This is a genomic window from Acidovorax benzenivorans, assembly GCF_028680575.1.
In the GTDB taxonomy this organism is placed as follows: domain Bacteria; phylum Pseudomonadota; class Gammaproteobacteria; order Burkholderiales; family Burkholderiaceae_C; genus Acidovorax; species Acidovorax benzenivorans.
Genome location: NZ_JAPCKI010000019.1, coordinates 84615 through 103923, shown reverse-complemented (window position 1 = coordinate 103923; position 19309 = coordinate 84615). Strand labels below are relative to the sequence as shown.

Here is a 19309-nt window from a genome sequence, read left to right as displayed (position 1 = left end):
AAAAAGGAGGACCTACCGAAGCATCCAACCTATAGTTATCCACAGCTGGCTTCTAATGGAACCAGCTCCAGCCCCTGGTCAATGTTCGACTGGCACTGCTGCTCACGTTTGCACTGGCACTAACAAGATCATGACCAACATCCTTGACCTCAACACCCGTCACCCATTGGTCGGGATTTGGAAGTGCTGTGACGGCTTTTCTGATATCGAGATTCAGATTGATTTCCATGACGGAAAACCGGATGTTGCTGTTTCGGACAAGTACGACGGGGAGGTCCCCGAAGTGTCTGACGTACGTTGGAGTCCAGAGCAAAACCGTTTGAGCTTTTCGACCTATTGGTCATCCGGCCGGGTCGTGAAATACCAGTTCATGCCTTCACCAAAGACTGGTCGTGCAGGTGTGACTTTCTCTTATGTCGATCACGAAATATGGGAGAGGCGAGAGAGTTGAGTAGATAGGGCCTAGAAGCCTCGTTTACTACCTGACCGACTTTGAGTGACCGCTAGTCTTAGCTTCCTGTGTCCGCTTCTGGCCGATAGTACGCGTTCAACGACGCAGAGCGCATGTCGGCATTCGCTGCACAGCAGACACAGCGACTCGAGGATGCTACTGTATTTATAGCTATTGGCGCTTTGCTAATAAGCGCTAGAACCTGTTTTTAGTGTTTCTTCGCCGAATCTTGTTGCGTAGGTTTGCGTCCCTGCAAGCTCAGCCAGCGCCGTTCAGTCGCGGGTGCACAAATCGGTAGCCCCTAGCCAGCGCGGCACTCGGCACCGGGTTCTGCTCCTCCAGCTTTTGACCCCGTCATGCGGGGTGCTGACCTAGCCGTGTATGCGTGCCTGGTAGCGCGGACTCGGCCGTGCCGTTCGGCCAGATGGGCATCGATGTGGCCCAGCAACTCGTCTTTATCTTTCCGATCTGGTGGGAGGCGATGCCCGCGCTGCTCAAGGGCTTTCTCGACAAGGTCTTCACCAACGGTTGGGCCTACAAACCCTCAAAACGCGGTGTCGAGGGCCGTTTGACCCCTATCGAGCGCGCGGTGATCGTGACCACGATGAACACGCCCAAGTGTGCTTACCGCTGGCTGTATGGCGGCGCTGTGCAGCGCGCCCTGGTGCGAGGCACGCTGCGCAAATGTGGCGTGCGCAAGGTGCAATGGGTGGCCTTGTCGCCCGTCAGCCACGCCACCGATACCAAACGCCAAGCCTGGTTGCCGCAGGTGGGCGCCATGTTTGCGGCATAGGCAATGGCTGGAGAGATGTTTGCACCACCCCCTTGGGGCCCACCACCGCGCGGGGTCAGGCCGATCTGGCGCCGGGTTCAACGGATGCGGGTGAAGACGCTCCCTCTGACGGGCGGCGCACCGCCGGGGCGCCCCGTTTGCTGATCAGCATCACCCCCGCCAGCACCAGCGCTGCGCCGCCCATCTGCCACCAGGTCAACGGCTCATCCAGCAGCCAGACGCCAAAAAAGATGGTGAGGATGGGCCCCAGTGTGCCGACGAGCGCGGTCTTGGTAGCCCCAATGCGGCGGATGGCGGCCGAGGTCATGAACACGGGCAGCACGGTCGAGAAGACGGCCATGCCCAGCGCATGCAGATAGACCGGGGCGGGCTGCACCAGTGCGCTAGCAGGCTGCGACACCACAAAATGCAGCAGCGTGGCACCGGTGGAGACCAGCATCGCCAACGCCGTAAAGCGGGCCGCGCCCATGCGCCGGATGGCGGGCTCGCTGCCCGCCTGGTAGAACGCATACGAGACGGCCGAGCCGAACACGAAGCCCGCCCCGATCAGCACGGCCTGCGTGTCGCCCGCCACATGCAGGTCGTGCGCAAAGGCCAGGCCAATGCCCGCGTAGGACAGCAGCAGCGCCCCCATCTCGCGCCGGGATGCCCGTTTGCCCATGAACAGCACGCCGATCAGGATGGTGAGTGTGGGGTAGGTGAAAAGGATCAGCCGCTCCAGGCTGGCGGTGATGTACTGCAGGCCGATGAAGTCGAGGATGCTTGCGCCGTAGTAGCCCAGCAGGCCCAGAGCCATGATGGCCAGCCAGTCGCGCCCGGCCAGCGGGGCCAGGGTGCGGCTGGCGCGCCAGCCCACCCAGGCGAACACGGGCACGGAAAACGCCATGCGCAGGCACAGCAGGGTGACGGAATCCACCGGCACGGCCTGGGGGACGGCGTAGGCCAGCTTCACAAAGATGGCTTTGAAGGAGAAGCCCAGCGCCGCCAGGATGGCGAGGGCAAGACCAAGGCGTTCGGAGGACCAGTTTTTCCAGGGCATGTGGTGGGGTAATGCATTTCGTGCGGTCAAGCCGAACGATTTGTGTGCTTTTTGTCGATAGGGTGGGCATCCTGCTCTTGTATGTTGCGGGGCACAATTGCTGATCCTGCAACCATGCATTCGTATTTGACGAACGCAAGGAGCCCGCCTTGCACTACGACCTGACCGACCTGCGCCTTTTTGTCGCCATTGCCGAAGAGCGCAATCTCACGCGCGGCGCTGCGCGTGCCTACCTGGCGCCGTCGTCGGCCAGCCACCGACTGCGGCGGCTGGAGGAGGCGCTGAACACCTCGCTGTTCGACCGCCAGACGCGGGGCTTGGCACTGACGCGTGCGGGTGAGGCCCTGCTGCGCAACGCCCGCCAGGTGCTGGCCAGCATCGAGCAGATGCACGCCAACCTCTCGCCGTTTGCCACCGGCATTCGCGGCCATGTGAGCCTGTGGGCCAATACACACGCAACCCACACCTTTCTGCCCGACGACCTGGCCGGGTTTTTGAAGCGGCACCCCCAGGTCAGCGTGAGCCTGGAGGAGCGCACCAGCGCGGAGATCGTGGTGGCCGTGGCCAATGGCGAGATTGAGGTGGGCGTGCTAGCCGACAGCGGCACGGGCGCGGGGGTGGATCTGGTGCCCTACCGGCAGGACCGCCTGGTGCTCATCGTGCCCGCAGGCCATGCGCTGGCGGGGCGCGACCACGTGGGGTTTGCCGAAGTGCTGGACCATGCCTTTGTCATGCTGCACGCGGGCTCGGCCATCCATACCTTCACGATGAACGCGGCCGCCGCGCTGGGGCGGCACCTGGACGTGCGCATCCAGGTCCGCAGCTTCGAGGCTGTGTGCCGCATGGTGGGCGCGGGCGTAGGCATTGGCCTGGTGCCCCGTGGCGCGGCCCTGCAGGTGGCGGGGCTGACCGAGCCCCCGGTGGTGGTCGAGCTGGACGAGCCCTGGGCGCAGCGCGATCTGCAAATCTGTGTGCGCAAAGACGCGGTGCTGTCCGGGTTTGCAGCGGCGCTGGTCGCGCACCTGCGCCAAGGCGCGGAGGCTGGGCTGCGCTGATCAACCCGCAGCGACCTCCACCTTGGCTCCACCCGCCCGCAGCTGCTTGCGCAGCGCCTGCGGCGTGGCGGCGGGCACCACCAGCGCGGCCAGTTCGCGCAAGGGGGCCACGCTGAACGGCGAGGCGGCACCCAGCTTGTCGAGCGATGCCAGCACCACTGTCTCTGCGGCGCGCTGGTGCAGGGCGCGCTTGACGGCGGCTTCTTCAAAGTCTCCCGTGGTCAGGCCTGCCTCGGCATGCACGCCGGTCACGCCCATCAGGTACAGGTCGGCCCGCAGCTGGGCTGCGGCCTCCACCACACTTGCGCCCACGTTCACCATGGAATGGCGGAACAACCGGCCGCCCAGCATCAGTACCTCGATCTGCGTGTGCCCGGCCAGCGCCACGGCCACTGCTGGGCTGTGCGTGACCACGGTGGCGCGCAAGTCCAATGGCAGGTGCTGCACCACCTGTAGCGAGGTGGTGCCTCCGTCCAGGATCACCACCTGGCCGGGCAACACCAGAGCGGCCCCGGCGCGACCCAGGGCGCGTTTGTCCTCGGGGGCCAGTTGCTCGCGCGCCTGCAGATTGCCCACGGCGGCCGAGGCGGGCAGGGCGCCGCCATGCACACGCTGCAAGCGGCCTTCGGCGGCCAGTTCGCGCAGGTCGCGCCGCACGGTGTCTTCCGAAATGCCCAGCTCCTCGCTGAAAGCCTTGGCCACGATCTGGCCGTCCTGCCGCAGGCGGCCGAGCAGGAGCTGTTTGCGTTGGGTGGTCAGCATGGAAGGCGATAGATGGTGATTGCGCGAAATTGCATGTTTGTGCATGATATTGCGCAAATGGAGATTGTCAAAACCATGTACTTACCACTTGATAAACAAGCTTCCCTGCCGACGCTTTCCGCGCGCCACCTTCAAAGCGAGCTTGAGGGGCTTCTCGCATGAGCCGCCCCGTGCCCGATGTACCCGTTGCCGAGCTGAACGCCCGCACCGAGCATGTGAAGCTGCTGGATGTGCAAGTGCTGTCAGACCATTGGTACGTGCTGCGCAAGGTCACCTGCTCGCTGCGCCGGCGCGACGGCCAATGGCAGACGCTGACCCGCGAGGCCTATGACCGGGGCAACGGCGCGGCGCTGCTGTTGTTTGACCCGCATCGGAGCACCGTGGTGCTCACGCGCCAGTTCCGCCTGCCGGCTTTTCTCAACGGGTGCGCCGATGGCCTGCTGGTCGAAGCCTGCGCGGGCCTGCTCGACGGGGACGACCCCGAAACCTGCATCCGCCGCGAGGCCGAGGAGGAAACCGGCTACCGCGTGCGCCAGCCCCGCAAGGTGTTCGAGGCGTACATGAGCCCAGGCTCCGTCACGGAAAAGCTGCACTTCTTCATTGCCGAGTACGAGCCGCAGGACCGCGTGCGGGCCGGAGGCGGTCTGGTGAACGAGGGCGAGGACATCGAGGTCATCGAGATGCCGCTGGTCGACGCCCTGGCGGGCATTGCCAGCGGCACGATTCAAGACGGCAAGACCATCATGCTGCTGCAGCATGTGGCCTTGGCGCTGCGCGGCATCGCCTGAGCCCCTGGTGTCGCTGGTGTCAGCAGTGCTGCGCCAGGCTGCCTGCGATAATCCCCGGGTGCTATTAAATAAATAGCTACTCAGCCATGGCCGACTAGCGCATGGTGCCGTTTTTATCCCTTTCGCTCTCACTGGAAGCCTTTTTCTGCATGCAAGCCCTGCTCGACGCCATTGCCGCCATGACCCTGCCCACCGATGCGCGGCGCATCTTCCATGGCCGGGGCGGGTTGCATCCAGGTGCGGAGCAGTGGGTGCTGGATGCCTACCCGCCCGTGTTTGTGCTGACCAGTTTTGCGCCCGCCACCGAAGAGGAACTGTCCACCGTGGGCGCCGCGCTGCAGGCCCGCTGGGGGCAGATCGCCTCGGCGGGCGAAGCGCTTCACTGGGTATTCCAGCACCGGGGCGAGGCGTTACGCATCGAGGGCCGCAGCGAAACGCGCCTGATGGCAGGCGCCGTGCCTGACCCGCATGTGGTCACCGAAGCGGGTTTGCGCTACCGCGTACACGTGCTGCGCAGCCAGAACCACGGCCTGTTCCTGGACATGGCGGCGGGCCGCCGGTGGGTGCATGACTACGTTGCCGCGCGCAGTGCCGACCGCTATGGCCTCAAAGTGCTGAACCTGTTTGCCTACACCTGCGCGTTTTCGGTGGTGGCGCTGCAGGCGGGCGCCAGGCAGGTGGTCAATGTGGACATGAGCCACGGCGCCATCGGCATCGGTCAGCAAAACCACCAGCTCAACGGCATCACCTCGGGCGCCACCTTCTTGCCGCACGACATCTTCAGCAGCTGGGGCAAGATCAACCGCAGCGGCCCCTACGGCCTGGTCATCGTGGACCCGCCCAGCTACCAAAAGGGCAGCTTCGTGGCCACCAAGGACTACGCCCGCCTGATGCGCCGCCTGCCCGACCTGCTGGCCCCCGGCGGCCATGCACTGCTGTGCCTCAATGCGCCCGAGCTGGGCTTGGCCTTTTTGCAGGACCAGATGCAAGAGCTGGCGCCCGAGCTGCGTTTTGTCGAACGCGTGCAAAACCCGGCGGTGTTTGACGATGTGGACCCGCAGCGGGCGCTGAAGGTGCTGGTGTATGCCGCTCCGCACCTGCCAATGTCTCAGCCTTGACGTTTAAAAATTTCTGAACTGAAAACTGCACGTGAAGGCGCTGCTGAATCAACTGCGCTTGCGCAAATAGTGGCTACGTTTTTAGGGTGCTTCTGATATTCTGTTTATCGCCGTTTGTATTGCACCGGCACATCCTGAATTTCTGCATCCGCTCTGTTGCCGCCGCCGCATGAACGGTGAGCGCTTTGTTGGCTTGCTCTTATCTTTCCATGGTCAGATTTTTTCTCATTTTTCTCGCAGTCTTGGCGGTTCTTTTTCGCATTGACATGCTCGACGATGTGCAACGCGTTGCCATTCAACCCTGGACCGGCCTCCTGGCCAGTGCCAGCGCGGCGCTGATGAGTCCGCTCGACGCAGATGTGGTGCACCATGGCCGCATCCTCATGAGTAAGGCCACGGGATTTGCGGTGTCCATAGAGGCAGGCTGCAATGGTGTGGAAGCAGCGATCATCCTGATCGCAGGCATGATGGCCTTTCCGTCCCGGTGGAAACACAAGCTTGTCGGCATTGGGATAGGCATTGCGGCCGTGCAGGTCGTCAATCTGTTGCGCATCATCAGCCTGTATTACCTGGGCAAGTGGAACATGACGGTGTTTGAGTTCGCCCACTTGTACCTCTGGCAGGCGCTCATCATGCTGGATGTGCTCGTGGTCTGGATGCTGTGGATCCGCTGGATCGCCAAACAACAACCTTCGTCTTCACCTGCGGTCAACCATGCAGCTTAGTTCGGTCGGGCGTTTCCTGCTGGCGGCTATCGTCAGCCTGCTGTGTCTCATGCCGGTGTGGTACTACTTCGCGCCGCAGCTCGCCAAGCCCGTGTTTTTCATGGCTGGCGAGGCCGCCACCATGACTTTCCCATGGGTGCAAAGTTATGACACCAAGGAGTCGGTGGGTGTATTGAACACCGCGCTCAAGGTGGTTTCTGTACAAAACGGCCAATACCGTTCAGGCAAGCTCGCACCGATGGTGGATTACCGTCTCTGGGGTTACGGCATCGTGATTTTTTGGGCATTGGTGATAGCGTCGCTGCCAAAAGGCTGGGGGACCAAGCTGCTCATCGGTTCTTTAGCCATGCTGCCCATCCAGGCAATCAACGTTGGTTTGCAATGGTGCAACGATGTCTTCAACAGGGCCGGTCCCGAAGTTTTAGCTCAGACCCGCGCGCCGGAGTGGGTCGCCGATGGGGTGGCGTTTTTCTATCATTTCAACCTGTTCATATTCACTGCACTGGCTCCAGTCATGTTGTGGTTATGGCTTGACAGGGCTTTCCTGGCCAAGTTGCACGCGCAAGCCCGGGCGGCGGCTGCTGTTCACCGCGATCCGGTCTAGGGGTTTGCTCGGCGGCAGGTTGTCTGCGCGCCTCGAAAACTTGGCCTGGAGCGCTTGCTTCATCCAGAACGGCGTCTTAAAACACTCCCATCCCCAACCCCGCCGCCATGGCTTCACCCAGCGCCCGGCAGCGCTCCAGGTCGTCCGGTTCAATCTGCTTGGGGGTCAGGATGGCCTCGGGTGTTTGCGCGTGGGTGCAGACGATGAGCGGGTCCGCCACGGCCTTGAGGCGCCATCCGGTGGCGATGCGTGCGATTTGGCGGGCGGCGTTGGTTCCGTCGCTGCCTGCGCAGACCAGGGTGGCGTAGGGACGGCCGTTGATGTGGTCGAGCGCGCTGTAGTAGGTGCGGTCAAAAAAGTCCTTGAGCAGGCCGCTGACAGCCGCCAGGTTTTCAGGCGTGGCAAATAGGTAGCCGTCAGCTGCCAGCACGTCTGCGGCTTGGGCGTGGGGCGCGGCCAGCAGTCGCACCACCACACCACTGTCGGCCGCTGCAGCGCCGACGCAGGCAGCGTCCACCATCTGGCGGGTGCCGCCGGTGTGTGAGTGGTAAACGATCAGCAAAGTTTTGGCGGTGCGCATGGCGCCAGCATAGACGGATGCGGGTTTCTCCCCGCGCAGGGGTGTGCGAACCCCCTGTTGCGGCCTCGGTTCGCTGCCAGAATGGGCCCTTCGCACTCCGCACCGCCCGTATTCATGCGTTTCACTTCCTCCGTGTCCCGTTGGCTGCAGACCACACGTTCGCGGCTGACCCTGCTGTTTGGTGGCACGGCGGTGGCCACGGGCCTGGCAGTGGGGTTGTTGGCTGATGAGCTGCTGACCCGGCAGCTCACAGACCTCAGCGGGCAGTCACTCATGAACTCCAGCCAGCCGATTGCGCTGGCGCTGGCCCAGGGCATGCATGAGCGCGAGCGTGAAGTTGCGCTGCTGAGCCACTTGCCCATGTTGACGCGGGACGGCGGCTATGCCCCCCAGTTGCAGGCCCACCTGGAACAAATCCGGCAGTCGTACCCTTTTTATTCGTGGATCGGCGTGACCGATACGCAGGGCGTGGTGCAAGTAGCTACCGGCAATCTGCTACAGGGTCAGGACGTGTCGCAGCGGCCGTGGTTCGGCGCAGGCGGGAGGGGCCCCTACGTGGGCGATGCGCATGATGCCGTGCTGCTGGACCAGTTGTTGCGTGCACCGGGCAGCCAGGTTCCGTTGCGTTTCATGGACTACGCCTCGCCCGTGCGTGGGCAGGACTCCGTGTTCAAGGGGGTGATTGCCGCGCACGTGAACTGGGCCTGGGTGCAGGACATCATCCACCGTTCGAGCCCTGCCACGCCGCTGTCCAGTGGCCTGGAGGTCATGCTGCTCAACCAGGACGGCATCATCAGCACCGACGGCGCAGTGGCGCAGCCCCGTGCGGCCTTGCCCGTCCTGCCCGAGCCGGGCGCGTTCCGTGTGATGTCGTGGGGCGACGCGTCCACGCCGCCCTACCTCACGGCGGTGGTGTCGGTGCGCGCCCAGACCGCTACCGACCTGGGCTGGTTGTTGGTCGCGCGGCAGCCACTGGAGATGGCGCTGCAGCCCATCAACCGGCTGCACACCCTGTTGGCGCTGTTGCTGGGGCTGATGGCTGCCTTGCTGGCCGGGTTGGCCTACTGGGTGGCGCGGCGATTCAGCCAGCCGGTGGAGCGACTGGCCGAGGCGGCGCGCCAGGTGCAGGCGACTGGACAGGTGGCTGCGCTCGACTTTGAGATGAAGACGGTGGAGTTCCAGCACCTGCGTTCGGCGCTGCAGAACATGGCGCAAGGCTTGTTGGAGGGGCGCGCGGCATTGCAAAGCGCCAACGCCGAGCTGGAGCAGCGCGTGGCCGAACGCACCGTGGCCCTGCACCAGAGCGAGCAGCGGTATCTGTCGATACTGGAGGACCAGACCGAGATCATTTGCCGGTTTGACGCCAGCAACCGCATGACCTTTGTGAACGAGGCGTTCTGCAGGCTGTTTGACCTGCGCCGCCAGGATGTGGTGGGCAAAGTGTGGGCGCCCGTCGTGCACCGCGACGACCTGCCCGGTGTCACACAGGCGCTGCAGGGTGCCAGCCCGGCGCAGCCGCTGGTGGTGATCGAGAACCGCGTCGTGGCGGGCGATGGAACCATCCGCTGGTGTCAGTTCAGCAACCGCGCATTGTTTGACGACGATGGCCGGTTGGTGGAATGGCAGTCGGTGGGCCGTGATGTCACCGAGCGCCGCCAGCTTGAGTCCGAGCTGGCACGGGCCTCCGAACAGTTTCAGGACCTGTACGACCATGCGCCCTGCGGGTACTACGCGCTGGACCGTCAGGGCAAATATGTGCACCTGAACCTGCTCACCTTGCAGTGGCTGGGCCTGCCGCGCGAAGAGGTGATTGGCAAGCTGGGCCCTGCAGACTTTTTTGACGACGAAGGCAAGGTGTTGTTTGCCCAGTGTTTCCCGGTGTTTTTGCAGACGGGGAAGATCGGGCCCATCGAGTTCAACCTGTGTGGCCGTGGGGGCGGCCAGCGGCGGGTGAGCGTATCGTCCACCGCCATCCTCAATGCGCAGGGCGAGTACGTGATGAGCCGCTCCATCATGTACGACGTGAGCGAGCTGCATGCCACGCGCCAGCAACTGCACACCCTGAACCTGGAGCAGCAGGCGATGCTGGACAACGACCTGATCGGCATCGCCAAGGTCAAGGACCGCGTCATCGTCTGGCGCAACCCGGCGCTGGAGCGCATCTTTGGTTATGAGCCTGGCGCATTGCAGGGCCGGCTGACCGAAGAGATGTACGCGAGCCGCGAGGACTTCTTGACCTTTGGCCGCGACGCCTACGCGGTGCTGGCCTCCGGCCAGCACTACCGGCAGCAGCACCGCATGCGCAAGGTGACGGGCGAGGTGGTGTGGATCGACGTCAATGGCGTGTTGCTGGAGGGGCGGGGCGAGTCGTTGTGGCTCATGCAGGACATCACGGCCATGAAGCAGTACCAGGAGCAGGTGGAACACATTGCCTTCCACGACGGGCTCACACTCTTGCCCAACCGGCTGCTATTGGCAGACCGGTTGGGCCAGGCCTTTGCCCTGAGCGATCGCACCCAGACTCAGGTGGCGGTGTGTTATCTCGACCTCAACGGCTTCAAGCCCATCAACGACCGCTACGGGCATGACATGGGCGACGAGGTGCTCAAGGTCACGGGCCGTCGTTTGCTGGAACAGGTGCGTGGCAACGACACGGCGGCACGCATCGGGGGGGACGAGTTTGTGCTGGTGCTCACCGCCGTGAAAGACCCGGCCGAGGTGGACCTGGCGCTGCGTCGCGTGATGGCGGCCATCGAGCAGCCCATTGACCTGGGCAACGGTCGCGTGGTGAGTGTGTCGGCCGCTGTGGGACATGCCCTTTACCCGCGCGACGGCACCGCGCCGTTCGAGCTGTTGCGTGCGGCAGACCAGGCCATGTACGCCCACAAGGGGCATGTGTCGGCCGAGCGCAGCTTGTGACTGTCTTTTGACGGCTGCGGGCCGGGCCGGTGGACACGGGTGTCAGCCGCCCTGCATCAACACCGCGGTGATGTATGCCCACTCCGACGGCTCTACCGGTGTGATGGACAGGCGGCTGCCTTTTTGCAGCACCCGCATGTCGGCCAGAGCCGGGTGTGCGCGCAGCTCGGCCAGGCTGATGAGCCGTGTTTTGCGCAGCGCCTGCACATCCAGCAGCAGCCAGCGGGGGGTATCCGGGGTGGACTTGGGGTCGTGATAGGGCGACGCGGGGTCGAACTGCGTGGGGTCGGCGCGGGTGCCACTGGCCACGCGGGCCAGGCCTGCAATGCCGGGTTCGGGGCAACTCGAGTGGTAGAACAACACCCCGTCGCCCACCTGCATCGCATCGCGCATGAAGTTGCGGGCCTGGTAGTTGCGCACGCCAGTCCAGGGCACTGTGGCATTGGATGCGGCCAGGGCGTCGTCGATGGAGCATTCCTCGGGCTCGGATTTCATGAGCCAGAACTGGGCGGGGCGGCCCGTGGGGACGGCAGCGTGAACCGGCGAGGGGCGTGAGGGGTATGGGGCAGAGGCCATGGGCGCATTCTGTCAGAGCCTGTTTGTGATCTCCCAGAGGGGGGCGACGCTGGCTGGGCGCATTGCGGTGTGCCCAGTGGGGTGGGCATGGTGCTGCTCAGCGTGTGGCCCATGCCTCGCGCTGGCACCGGTAACACCGCGCAAGTCAGGCGATCAACCCGCCTTGCGAAAGGTGAGGTTGATGCGGGACGTACTCGTCAGCGGGTGGCGTGCCTCTGGCAAAGGCAGCACCCCATGAAAGCGCAACCGCGCGGGCCCGCCCCAGACCACTACATCGCCATGCAGCAACGCAATGCGCCGGGTTTTGTCAGCCCGCTGCGCGCCGCCCCACAGGAACAGGGCTGGAATACCCAGCGACACCGACACGATGGGGTGCGCATAGTTGCCTTCGTCGCGGTCCTGATGCAGCGACAGCCGCGTGCCGGGCGCATAGCGGTTGACCAAGCAGGCATCGGGCGCAAAGCCGGAGAAGCCCGCTGCTTGCGCAGCGTCGAGCGCCAGTTGGTGAAACAGCGGCGGCATGGCGGGCCAGGCCTGGCCGCTGTCGGGGTCGATGGGGTCATAGCGGTAACCGCTGCGGTCACTGACCCAGCCTAGCTCGCCGCAATTGGTCATGGCCACCGACATGCGCAGGCCACCGGGCGTGACGAGATGCCTGAAGGGCGCCTGGGATGTGATCTGCTGCACAGCAGCCAGCAAGTCTGCGGCCTGCCTTAGCGCAAAACCGCGCAGCACCATGGCGCCGGGCTCCAGCACTTCGGGCGGCTGGGCGGGCTGGGGCGGGTCGTCGAACAGGCTGAGGCTCATGCCAGTAACACTCGGAGCATCATTCAGCATCATGAAAGATGATGCCCAGCGTGTGCCGCTGCCCGTTGCGCAACCGGCTCACACCATGGCGCATCTGCACACGGTAAGGCCCGCGCGCGCCTTGCACCGGGCGGTGGTGCACGGCAAACACCACGGCATCACCCTGGCGCAGCGGCACCACCTCGGCCCGCGACTGCATGCGGGGGCGCTGCTCAGTCAGCACAAATTCGCCCCCTGTGAAGTCGCTGCCGGGCTCCGACAGCAGGACGGCCACCTGCAGCGGGAAGACATGCTCGCCATACAGGTCCTGGTGCAGGCAGTTGTAGTCGCCAGCGGTGTACTGCAGCAGCAGCGGGGTGGGGCGCACCTGGCCGGCGGCGTGGCAGCGGGCAATGAAGTCGGCATGCCGAGCGGGGTAGCGCACGTCAATATCCATGGCCGTATTCCACTGGTTGGCTATGGGGGCCAGATGCGGGTACAGCGAATCGCGCAGCGCGGCCACCAGGGTGGGAAGCGGGTAGCTGAAATACCGGTATTCCCCCTGGCCAAACCCATGGCGTTGCATCACTACACGGCTGCGAAAGGTGGCCTCATCCGCGTTGCCGTACATCCGGGCCAGCGCGGTGCATTCGGGAGCGCTCAGCAGGTGGGGCAGCACCGCGTTGCCTTGCTGGTGCAGGGCCTCGGTGGCGGCATGCCAGTCGATGGCGGCCGCGCGCTGGGTCCAAACCCCATCTGTGGTGGTGGATGGGGTGGAAAGTGCCGCCGCGCTCATGCAACCTTCTCCACCAGCGGTTGGGTGGTTTCCGTGGCGGATTCGCGCGTCAATAGTGCCCGTTTGCGCTCCACGCCCCAGCGGTAGCCCGACAGCGCACCATCGCTTTTCACCACCCGGTGGCAAGGGATGGCCACCGCCAGCGCGTTGGCCGCACAGGCCTGCGCCACAGCACGCACGGCGGCTGGGGCACCGATGCGCTGGGCTACCTCGGCATAGCTGGCGGTCTGCCCGACCGGGATGGCCTGCAGCACCCGCCACACCCGCTGCTGGAACGCAGTGCCACGCACATCCAGCGGCAGGTTCAGCCCCAGGCTCGGCGCCTCGACAAACGCCACCACCTGCGCCACCAGGGCTTCAAACGCGGCATCGCCGCCGATCAGGTGGGCCTGCGCAAACCGGTCCTGCAGCTCGCGCAGCAGCGCCTCGGGGTCGTCACCCAGCAGAATCGCGCAGATGCCCCGGTCGCTCTGCGCCACCAGAATGGCACCCAGCGAGCACTGGCCGATGGCAAAGCGAATGTCCTGCGTTGCACCGCGTGCCCGGTAGTGGCTGGGCCGCATGCCCAGCACCTGGGCCGACTGTTCATAAAACCGGCTGCTGGACTGGTAGCCCGCGCCGTAGATGGCATCGGTCACCGAGGCCGTGGGCTGGCTGTCGAGCGCGCTGCGCAGCCGGTGGGCACGCTGGGCCACCGCGTAGGCCTTGGGCGTGAGGCCCGTGGCCTGCTTGAAGACGCGGTGCAGGTGCGAGGCACTCAGCCCCAGCCGGGCAGCGAGTGCATCGAGCGTGGGGGCTTCTCCGGGCGAGGCTGTCTCGATGATGCGGCAGGCCTCGGTGACCCATGCCGCATGGTGCGACAACGGGGTGGCCTGGCGTGGCTTGCAACGCTGGCAGGGGCGAAACCCGGCGCGCTCGGCATCATCGCAACTGGCATGAAAACGCACGTTCTCGGGCCGGGGCGTGCGCGACGCGCAACTGGGGCGGCAGTACACGCCCGTGGTCTGCACCGAATACCAGAAGGTTTCATCCGACGCCGCGCTGCGTGCCACCACTGCGGCCCAGCGCGGGTCGGCCTGGGTGGCGGCGGCCTGCGCGGCCTTGGTAGAGGGGATATAGCGGGTCGGCATGGCGCTGTGGGGAAGAGCGTTCAGATTCATCATGGTGCATGGCTCACAAGGTGGGTTGCGATGCCATGCACTCTAGGGACGGAGGCCGTGGGGCGCACTCCGAAGCTTGCTTTTGAATTCTGCGCTTTTTACACGCGGGCCCTTTTTCAACTATTTGCTCATTTATTGATAGCTGTCGGCGCATGATTCATATGCGCTACAGGCCAAAAAGGCTCAAAAACTAAAGTTCAGGCGGCTGCAGGGGCCGGGGCCGCCGCTTGCCGGTGCCGCCCCAGCGCAGCGCGTCTTCGCCCGGTATGCCCAGCGGGTTGTTGGCTGGCTCGCTCAAAGGCGCCAGCAGGGCGTGCAGGTCGGCCTCGCTGAACTTGACCGCGCCCTCTGCGTCGTGGCCCAGCACGCCCTGGGCCAAGGCAGCCTTGCGGGCTTGCAGCTCCAGCATGCGCTCTTCGATGCTGCCTTCCACCACCAGCTTGTAGACAAACACCGGCTGGTCCTGCCCGATGCGGTGGGCGCGGGCGGTGGCCTGTTCTTCCACGGCAGGGTTCCACCAGGGGTCGAGGTGGACCACGGTGTCGGCGGCCGTCAAGTTGAGGCCCAGGCCACCGGCCTTGAGGCTGACGAGCAGGATGGGGGCGCTGGTCTCGTCCTGCGCCTGGAACTGCCGCACCACCGCGCCACGCTGGCGGGGCGGTGTCTGGCCCGTGAGGGTGAGGTAGGGCAGGGCCAGGGTGTCGAGCATCTCGGCTGCCAGGCCCAGCATTTCGGTGAACTGCGAGAACACCAGCACGCGGCGGCCTTCATCGACCAGGGCGGGCAGTAGGTCGGCCAGCAGTTCGAGTTTGGCGCGCTCCATCGTTTGCGCAGTCTTCGTGGTCCCTTTGACGAGGCGCGGGTCGCAGCAGACCTGGCGCAGCTTGAGCAGGGCGTCGAGGATGGTGATCTGCGCGCCGTCAAAGCTCTGGCGCTCCAGCGCGCGGCGCACCTGCTTGTCGGCCGTGGTGCGCACGGCCTCGTACAGCTCGCGCTGTTTGCCTTGCAGTTGCACGCGCTGGATGACTTCGGTGCGCGGTGGCAGTTCTGTCGCCACGTCCTGCTTGCGGCGGCGCAGGATGAAGGGGCGCACGCGCTGCGACAGCAACTGGGCGCGCAGGGTTTCGCCGTTTTCCTCGATGGGCTTGCGCCAGCGGGCATTGAAGCTGCGCACATCGCCCAGAAAGCCGGGCATCAAAAAGTCGAACTGCGCCCACAGCTCGCCCAGGTGGTTTTCGAGCGGTGTGCCCGTCAGGCACAGCAGGTGCGGGGCCTGCAGCTTGCGCAGTGCACGGGCGCTCCGGCTGCCTGCGTTTTTCACCATCTGGGCCTCGTCCAGGATCAGCAGATGGAACGGCTGCGCGGCCAGCGCCTCCACATCGCGCCACAGCAGCGGGTAGGTGGTCAGCACCAGGTCGTGGTCGGCCATGTGCAGGTAGCGCTGGCCACGGCCTGCGCCATGCAGGGCCAGCACCCGCAGGCTGGGCGCCATGCGCGCGGCCTCGGCCTGCCAGTTGAAGAGCAACGAGGTGGGCAGCACCACCAGCGCTGGGCGCTTCAGCCGCCCGGCCTCCTTTTCGGCCAGCACATGGGCCAGCGCCTGCGCGGTTTTACCCAGGCCCATGTCGTCGGCCAATATGCCGCCCAGGCCCTGCGCGCGCAGGTACTGCAGCCAGGCCAGGCCCTCCAGTTGATAGGGGCGCAGTTGCACCTGAAGTCCCTGCGGTGCAGCCACCGGCTGGGGCGTGCCGATGGTGCGCAGGCGCTTGGTCAACTGCGCCAGCCCCGCATCGCCCTGCAATTGCCAGTCGTTGTTCCAACCATTGACCGTACCCACGCGGTGGGCCAACACCAGCCCGGCGCGCAGGGCTTCGATGCGGCGGGCCTCCCACGCGCCCAGGTGCAGCGGATCGCCGTCCTTGCGCTGGTTACGGGTCGGGTCGGTCAGCAGGTCCACCATCGCGCCGATGATGGCCTTGAGCGGCCCGGCAGGCGCATCGATACGCTTGCCGCCCGGGGCGCGCAGCGAAATGATGGCGATGTCGTCAATGGCGGCCATCTGCCGGGCGTTGAGCCAGCGCACGTCGCGACGCAACAGGTCGGCCAGCATGGGGGCCAGGTCCAGCGTTTCGCCGTCGATCTCGATGCCCAGGCTCAGCAGCCAGGCGCCTTCGCGCTCGGGCAGCATGAGCTTTTGCACGGGGCGTTCGCGCGCGGCCAGCGGGCCGTCCACTTCCTTGCCCAGCAGCTCGCCGGTGTCGGGGGCGATGTGCAGCTTCCAGCGCAACACGGGCACGCTTTCGTGCGCAAAGCCGGGGTGCACCACCACGCTCCAGCCCTCGGCGCGTAGCTGGGGGATTTGCTCGGCCCAGAAGTCGCCAAAGTGCGCCTCCTGCGCCAGGGTCCACACGGGGCCCAGCGTGGTGGCTGCGGCGCGGTGGCGCCATTGCAGCTTGTTGGCGTCCACGGGGATCAGTCCCAGGTCCCACACGCGGTCCATGGCGTCGGATTCAGCCGCCAGGTTGCGCTGCATGCGTACCACCGGGCCGCCCGTGTCGAACAGGTCTTGCACCGGGGCGGGGCGCGCGTTGAGGATGGAGGTGGGCGCGGGCGTCTGCCAGTGGACGCCATCGTCAGTGCGGTAGGTCCAGTCCATCTGCACCAGCGTCACGCTGTCGCCGCGCGGGCCCAGCTTGCCCTGGGGCGCCATGCCCAGCAGGCCGTCGCCCCGGCCCAGGGTCATCAGGGTGATGCGGGGGCGGAAGTGGCCGGTGGTTATGCCAGGGCTGTGGGCGCTTTCAGGTGCAGGGTAGTCGGGGCGGGGCGAAACATGAGGCGCCTCGTTGCGCAGCAGCGCCATCACGCGCGCGGCTTCCGCATCGCTCAGGGGCGCCAGCGCCTGCAACTGGGCGGGCCCGGCCTGGGTACGCAGGGCCTGCACCCAGGCCTGTACCAACGCCGCTCGGTCAGAGCGGGGCGGGGTGGGTTCTGTGGGGCGGGCACCGGGTGCAGACATAGGCCGCCGATTGTGCCGTGGCGGCCGCGTCCCGGACGGCGCCTAAAACTCCCAGGCCATGCCCACCTGGCTGAACGTGCGCCCATTGCCGCGGCCCACGGCGGCAGATGCCTTCAGCCCGTCGGTGATCGCATAGCGCAAGCCCACGGCCTTGTCCGGGCGCGACCTTTGTTCGCCGTAGACCTCGGACGTGAGTTGCAGTGGTTCGGTGAGCGGGATTTCATACCCCATGGCCCAGGTGGCCGCGCGGTGGCGGGTGCCTTGTGCCCTGAAGATTTTGTGGCCTGCATTGAGGTGCAACACCTGTGCGTTGGCCAGCCGGTAGCTGGCCAACGCTGTGAGGGCGGTTTCGCGGTCGGTAAAGCGCTGTGGGGTGGCGTGGTCGCGAACGCGGGAGTGGCCCATGTCGAACCGCGCACCCACCGACCAGCCTGTTTCGTTCTGGATGGGCACCCACTTCACCCCCCAGCCACGCCTGTGGACGGTGGTGGAAGGGTTCATGGCCGTGTCTTTGGCATGCGCCAGCGACACCTCCATCTCCAGCTGGGGGGCAACGCCAGCGCCAAAGAGCAGCTCGGCACCTCGGGTCTTGTCGTCGCGGCTGAAGACGCCTTCAAGCTTCATGGCGCCTTGGGTCAGCGTGCCCGCGTCGTCGGTGTGCATGGGCGCTTCTGCATGAACGTGCAGCGCGCCCGCCAGGCTGGACAGTGCGATACACAGCGGCGCAACCTGCAAGGGTTTGGTCGGTTTTGGCGCGCGTTTCATGAGTTTCTCTTCATGGTCATTTCAAGGGATCTTGGAGGGGCTGGTGCACCGTCAGGCGGCAGAAGCCGGTGGGGCGGCAGGCCAGTGCAGCTCAATGGAAAAGCCCGTTGCACAGTCTGGCAGCAGGGTGTAGCCACCGTGTGCACGGGCTACCAGGTCCGCCAGCACCAACCCCAGGCCGCGCATGGCGCTGCCTTCGCCATAGGCCTGCTGCTGCAGCGATTGCTGCAAACGGGCTTTGGTGTGGGGTTGGCAGCCATCGCCGTCGTCCTGAACGCGCAACACGGTGTCTGCGCCCTCCTGCAGCGCAGTGATGGTGACCTGGTGGGCGTTGAAACGGTGCGAGTTGTCCAGCAGGTTCAGCAACGCTGCGGCCAGCAGATCAGGGTCGGCGTTCACCGGGGTGGTCTGGTGGATGGCGATGGCCATGTCATGAAACGCCAGCGCATCGATGAGCTGACGCAGGTCAACCTCCTGGCGCTGTGGCTCCATGCCGCTGCGAAACATCATCAGCAGCGCCTGCATGACCCGGCCCAGTCGGCCCGCAGCGTTTCGTGCGCGTACCAGACGCGGTCGGATCGATTCGGGCGCCTCCTGGATCGCCAGGGCCAGTTGCACGTCGATGCCCGCCACGGGTGTGCGCAGGGCGTGGGCCGCATGGGAGGTGAACGCGCGTTCGCTGATGATCCGCTGCGCCAGCCGGTGCCCCAGGTCGCCAATAGCCTGCTCGATGGGGAGCAGCTCCTGCCTCGGTGCGGTCTTGGGCGCGGTGTCGGGGCGAAGGGGGTCGTAGTGTTGTACGCCTTGGCCCAGAGCTGCCAGCGGGCGAAGCTCCTGCCGAATCCGCCAGTTCATCAGCAGGGCCGACAGCAGGCTCATGGACAGCGCGGCCATCAGCGTGTACCAAACCACTTCGCCATTCACTTCGTCCCGCTCTTTGCGGCTTTGTGCCACTACCAGAAACTGCTCGGGGCGCTGGCTGAAAACCGACGTGAACGTGCGCCATTGTCCGTCTTGCGTCCAAGCGATCACCTCGGTAGGCGCGCTCTGCAAGGCCTGCTCGGGGGCCTTGTGTGAGCGGCTTTGGACGCGGCCTGAAGGTGCGTCCACCACTTGCCAGACCAGGTGTTCCTCGTAGTCAAAGTGTTTGGTGGCGCTTTGGCCGTTGGTGCCCAGATCGGGCTGGATGGCCATAACACTGTGGAAAATCTCGGCGGCCTCGCGCAGTTCCTGGTCCATGAGTTCGCTCATCTCATGGGCGATCACGTACCAGACCACCACAGAGGTCAACAGGCCGAATGCGATGGAGATCCACAGCAGCGATTGGACGAGCCGCCCCCGGATGGACGGTGGTTTGGGGTGGGTCATGCGCAGGT

The 19309-nt window shown here is 65.4% G+C and carries 18 protein-coding genes; 8 read left to right on the top strand and 10 right to left on the bottom strand.

The window, feature by feature from the left end; translation table 11 throughout:
* The first annotated feature begins 130 nt into the window (after window positions 1–130).
* Together OIN59_RS22375 and OIN59_RS22370 are read left to right on the top strand one after the other, a co-directional pair.
* Window positions 131–451 (top strand): hypothetical protein, encoded by a 321-nt coding sequence (locus OIN59_RS22375; protein ID WP_274114006.1) that lies wholly within the window; start codon window positions 131–133, stop codon window positions 449–451.
* 385 nt (window positions 452–836) lie between these two features.
* Window positions 837–1244: an NAD(P)H-dependent oxidoreductase gene (locus OIN59_RS22370; protein WP_274114004.1), complete on the top strand. Its 408-nt coding sequence runs from the start codon at window positions 837–839 to the stop codon at window positions 1242–1244.
* A 55-nt stretch (window positions 1245–1299) separates the two neighbouring features.
* Here the strand turns inward: OIN59_RS22370 and OIN59_RS22365 are convergent, their stop codons facing one another.
* On the bottom strand, window positions 1300–2283 hold the full coding sequence (locus OIN59_RS22365; RefSeq protein WP_274114002.1) for a DMT family transporter: 984 nt from the start codon (window positions 2281–2283) through the stop codon (window positions 1300–1302).
* A gap of 149 nt (window positions 2284–2432) precedes the next feature.
* Here OIN59_RS22365 and OIN59_RS22360 point away from each other — a divergent pair, with 149 nt between their 5' ends.
* Entirely contained in the window at window positions 2433–3338 is a 906-nt protein-coding gene (locus OIN59_RS22360; protein ID WP_274114000.1) for a LysR family transcriptional regulator, read from the top strand.
* Here the strand turns inward: OIN59_RS22360 and OIN59_RS22355 are convergent, their stop codons facing one another.
* Complete coding sequence (locus tag OIN59_RS22355) at window positions 3339–4100, bottom strand: DeoR/GlpR family DNA-binding transcription regulator (RefSeq protein ID WP_274113998.1); 762 nt, start codon at window positions 4098–4100, stop codon at window positions 3339–3341.
* Between the two features lie 158 nt (window positions 4101–4258).
* Here OIN59_RS22355 and OIN59_RS22350 point away from each other — a divergent pair, with 158 nt between their 5' ends.
* From OIN59_RS22350 to OIN59_RS22335, 4 genes are all read left to right on the top strand, one after another.
* Complete coding sequence (locus OIN59_RS22350; protein ID WP_274113996.1) at window positions 4259–4888, top strand: NUDIX domain-containing protein; 630 nt, start codon at window positions 4259–4261, stop codon at window positions 4886–4888.
* 149 nt (window positions 4889–5037) lie between these two features.
* Window positions 5038–6006 carry a class I SAM-dependent methyltransferase gene (locus tag OIN59_RS22345; RefSeq protein WP_274113994.1) on the top strand — a complete coding sequence of 323 codons (969 nt, stop codon included), beginning with the start codon at window positions 5038–5040 and terminating at the stop codon, window positions 6004–6006.
* Window positions 6007–6215: 209 nt separating this feature from the next.
* Window positions 6216–6731: an exosortase H gene (gene xrtH / locus OIN59_RS22340; protein WP_328517992.1), complete on the top strand. Its 516-nt coding sequence runs from the start codon at window positions 6216–6218 to the stop codon at window positions 6729–6731.
* Window positions 6721–7335: an exosortase H-associated membrane protein gene (locus tag OIN59_RS22335; RefSeq protein ID WP_274113990.1), complete on the top strand. Its 615-nt coding sequence runs from the start codon at window positions 6721–6723 to the stop codon at window positions 7333–7335. The genes xrtH and OIN59_RS22335 overlap by 11 nt, the downstream gene beginning before the upstream one ends.
* 76 nt (window positions 7336–7411) lie before the next feature.
* Here OIN59_RS22335 and OIN59_RS22330 read toward each other — a convergent pair whose 3' ends face one another.
* Window positions 7412–7915: a flavodoxin family protein gene (locus OIN59_RS22330; RefSeq protein ID WP_274113988.1), complete on the bottom strand. Its 504-nt coding sequence runs from the start codon at window positions 7913–7915 to the stop codon at window positions 7412–7414.
* A gap of 114 nt (window positions 7916–8029) precedes the next feature.
* Between OIN59_RS22330 and OIN59_RS22325 the strand changes: the two genes are divergently transcribed.
* Entirely contained in the window at window positions 8030–10834 is a 2805-nt protein-coding gene (locus OIN59_RS22325) for a sensor domain-containing diguanylate cyclase (protein ID WP_274113986.1), read from the top strand.
* Window positions 10835–10876: 42 nt separating this feature from the next.
* Here the strand turns inward: OIN59_RS22325 and OIN59_RS22320 are convergent, their stop codons facing one another.
* From OIN59_RS22320 to OIN59_RS22290, 7 genes are all read right to left on the bottom strand, one after another.
* Window positions 10877–11329: an EVE domain-containing protein gene (locus tag OIN59_RS22320; protein ID WP_274114022.1), complete on the bottom strand. Its 453-nt coding sequence runs from the start codon at window positions 11327–11329 to the stop codon at window positions 10877–10879.
* 234 nt (window positions 11330–11563) lie between these two features.
* Window positions 11564–12217: a DNA oxidative demethylase AlkB gene (alkB, locus tag OIN59_RS22315; protein ID WP_274113985.1), complete on the bottom strand. Its 654-nt coding sequence runs from the start codon at window positions 12215–12217 to the stop codon at window positions 11564–11566.
* Window positions 12218–12236: 19 nt separating this feature from the next.
* Entirely contained in the window at window positions 12237–12992 is a 756-nt protein-coding gene (locus tag OIN59_RS22310) for a 2OG-Fe(II) oxygenase (RefSeq protein ID WP_274113983.1), read from the bottom strand.
* Window positions 12989–14122, bottom strand: a complete 1134-nt coding sequence (gene ada, locus OIN59_RS22305) for a bifunctional DNA-binding transcriptional regulator/O6-methylguanine-DNA methyltransferase Ada (protein WP_274114020.1) — start codon at window positions 14120–14122, stop codon at window positions 12989–12991. Before ada ends, OIN59_RS22310 begins: the two co-directional genes overlap by 4 nt.
* A gap of 220 nt (window positions 14123–14342) precedes the next feature.
* Window positions 14343–17168 carry a DEAD/DEAH box helicase gene (locus OIN59_RS22300; protein ID WP_274113981.1) on the bottom strand — a complete coding sequence of 942 codons (2826 nt, stop codon included), beginning with the start codon at window positions 17166–17168 and terminating at the stop codon, window positions 14343–14345.
* Window positions 17169–17210: 42 nt separating this feature from the next.
* On the bottom strand, window positions 17211–17933 hold the full coding sequence (locus OIN59_RS22295; RefSeq protein WP_274113979.1) for a hypothetical protein: 723 nt from the start codon (window positions 17931–17933) through the stop codon (window positions 17211–17213).
* A 51-nt stretch (window positions 17934–17984) separates the two neighbouring features.
* A complete protein-coding gene (locus tag OIN59_RS22290; protein WP_274113977.1) occupies window positions 17985–19301 on the bottom strand; it encodes a sensor histidine kinase in 1317 nt (438 codons plus the stop codon).
* Window positions 19302–19309 lie beyond the last annotated feature (8 nt).

What these genes read in the sequence shown, in the direction of transcription:
- xrtH (WP_328517992.1), top strand. Translation starts at nt 6,216, where the DNA reads ATGGTCAGATTTTTTCTCATTTTTCTCGCAGTCTTGGCGGTTCTTTTT.
- OIN59_RS22350 (WP_274113996.1), top strand. Translation starts at nt 4,259, where the DNA reads ATGAGCCGCCCCGTGCCCGATGTACCCGTTGCCGAGCTGAACGCCCGC.
- OIN59_RS22290 (WP_274113977.1), bottom strand. Translation starts at nt 19,301, where the DNA reads ATGACCCACCCCAAACCACCGTCCATCCGGGGGCGGCTCGTCCAATCG.
- OIN59_RS22325 (WP_274113986.1), top strand. Translation starts at nt 8,030, where the DNA reads ATGCGTTTCACTTCCTCCGTGTCCCGTTGGCTGCAGACCACACGTTCG.
- alkB (WP_274113985.1), bottom strand. Translation starts at nt 12,217, where the DNA reads ATGAGCCTCAGCCTGTTCGACGACCCGCCCCAGCCCGCCCAGCCGCCC.
- OIN59_RS22330 (WP_274113988.1), bottom strand. Translation starts at nt 7,915, where the DNA reads ATGCGCACCGCCAAAACTTTGCTGATCGTTTACCACTCACACACCGGC.
- OIN59_RS22345 (WP_274113994.1), top strand. Translation starts at nt 5,038, where the DNA reads ATGCAAGCCCTGCTCGACGCCATTGCCGCCATGACCCTGCCCACCGAT.
- OIN59_RS22375 (WP_274114006.1), top strand. Translation starts at nt 131, where the DNA reads ATGACCAACATCCTTGACCTCAACACCCGTCACCCATTGGTCGGGATT.
- OIN59_RS22365 (WP_274114002.1), bottom strand. Translation starts at nt 2,283, where the DNA reads ATGCCCTGGAAAAACTGGTCCTCCGAACGCCTTGGTCTTGCCCTCGCC.
- OIN59_RS22355 (WP_274113998.1), bottom strand. Translation starts at nt 4,100, where the DNA reads ATGCTGACCACCCAACGCAAACAGCTCCTGCTCGGCCGCCTGCGGCAG.
- OIN59_RS22295 (WP_274113979.1), bottom strand. Translation starts at nt 17,933, where the DNA reads ATGAAACGCGCGCCAAAACCGACCAAACCCTTGCAGGTTGCGCCGCTG.
- OIN59_RS22320 (WP_274114022.1), bottom strand. Translation starts at nt 11,329, where the DNA reads ATGAAATCCGAGCCCGAGGAATGCTCCATCGACGACGCCCTGGCCGCA.
- ada (WP_274114020.1), bottom strand. Translation starts at nt 14,122, where the DNA reads ATGCCGACCCGCTATATCCCCTCTACCAAGGCCGCGCAGGCCGCCGCC.
- OIN59_RS22300 (WP_274113981.1), bottom strand. Translation starts at nt 17,168, where the DNA reads ATGTCTGCACCCGGTGCCCGCCCCACAGAACCCACCCCGCCCCGCTCT.
- OIN59_RS22335 (WP_274113990.1), top strand. Translation starts at nt 6,721, where the DNA reads ATGCAGCTTAGTTCGGTCGGGCGTTTCCTGCTGGCGGCTATCGTCAGC.
- OIN59_RS22310 (WP_274113983.1), bottom strand. Translation starts at nt 12,992, where the DNA reads ATGAGCGCGGCGGCACTTTCCACCCCATCCACCACCACAGATGGGGTT.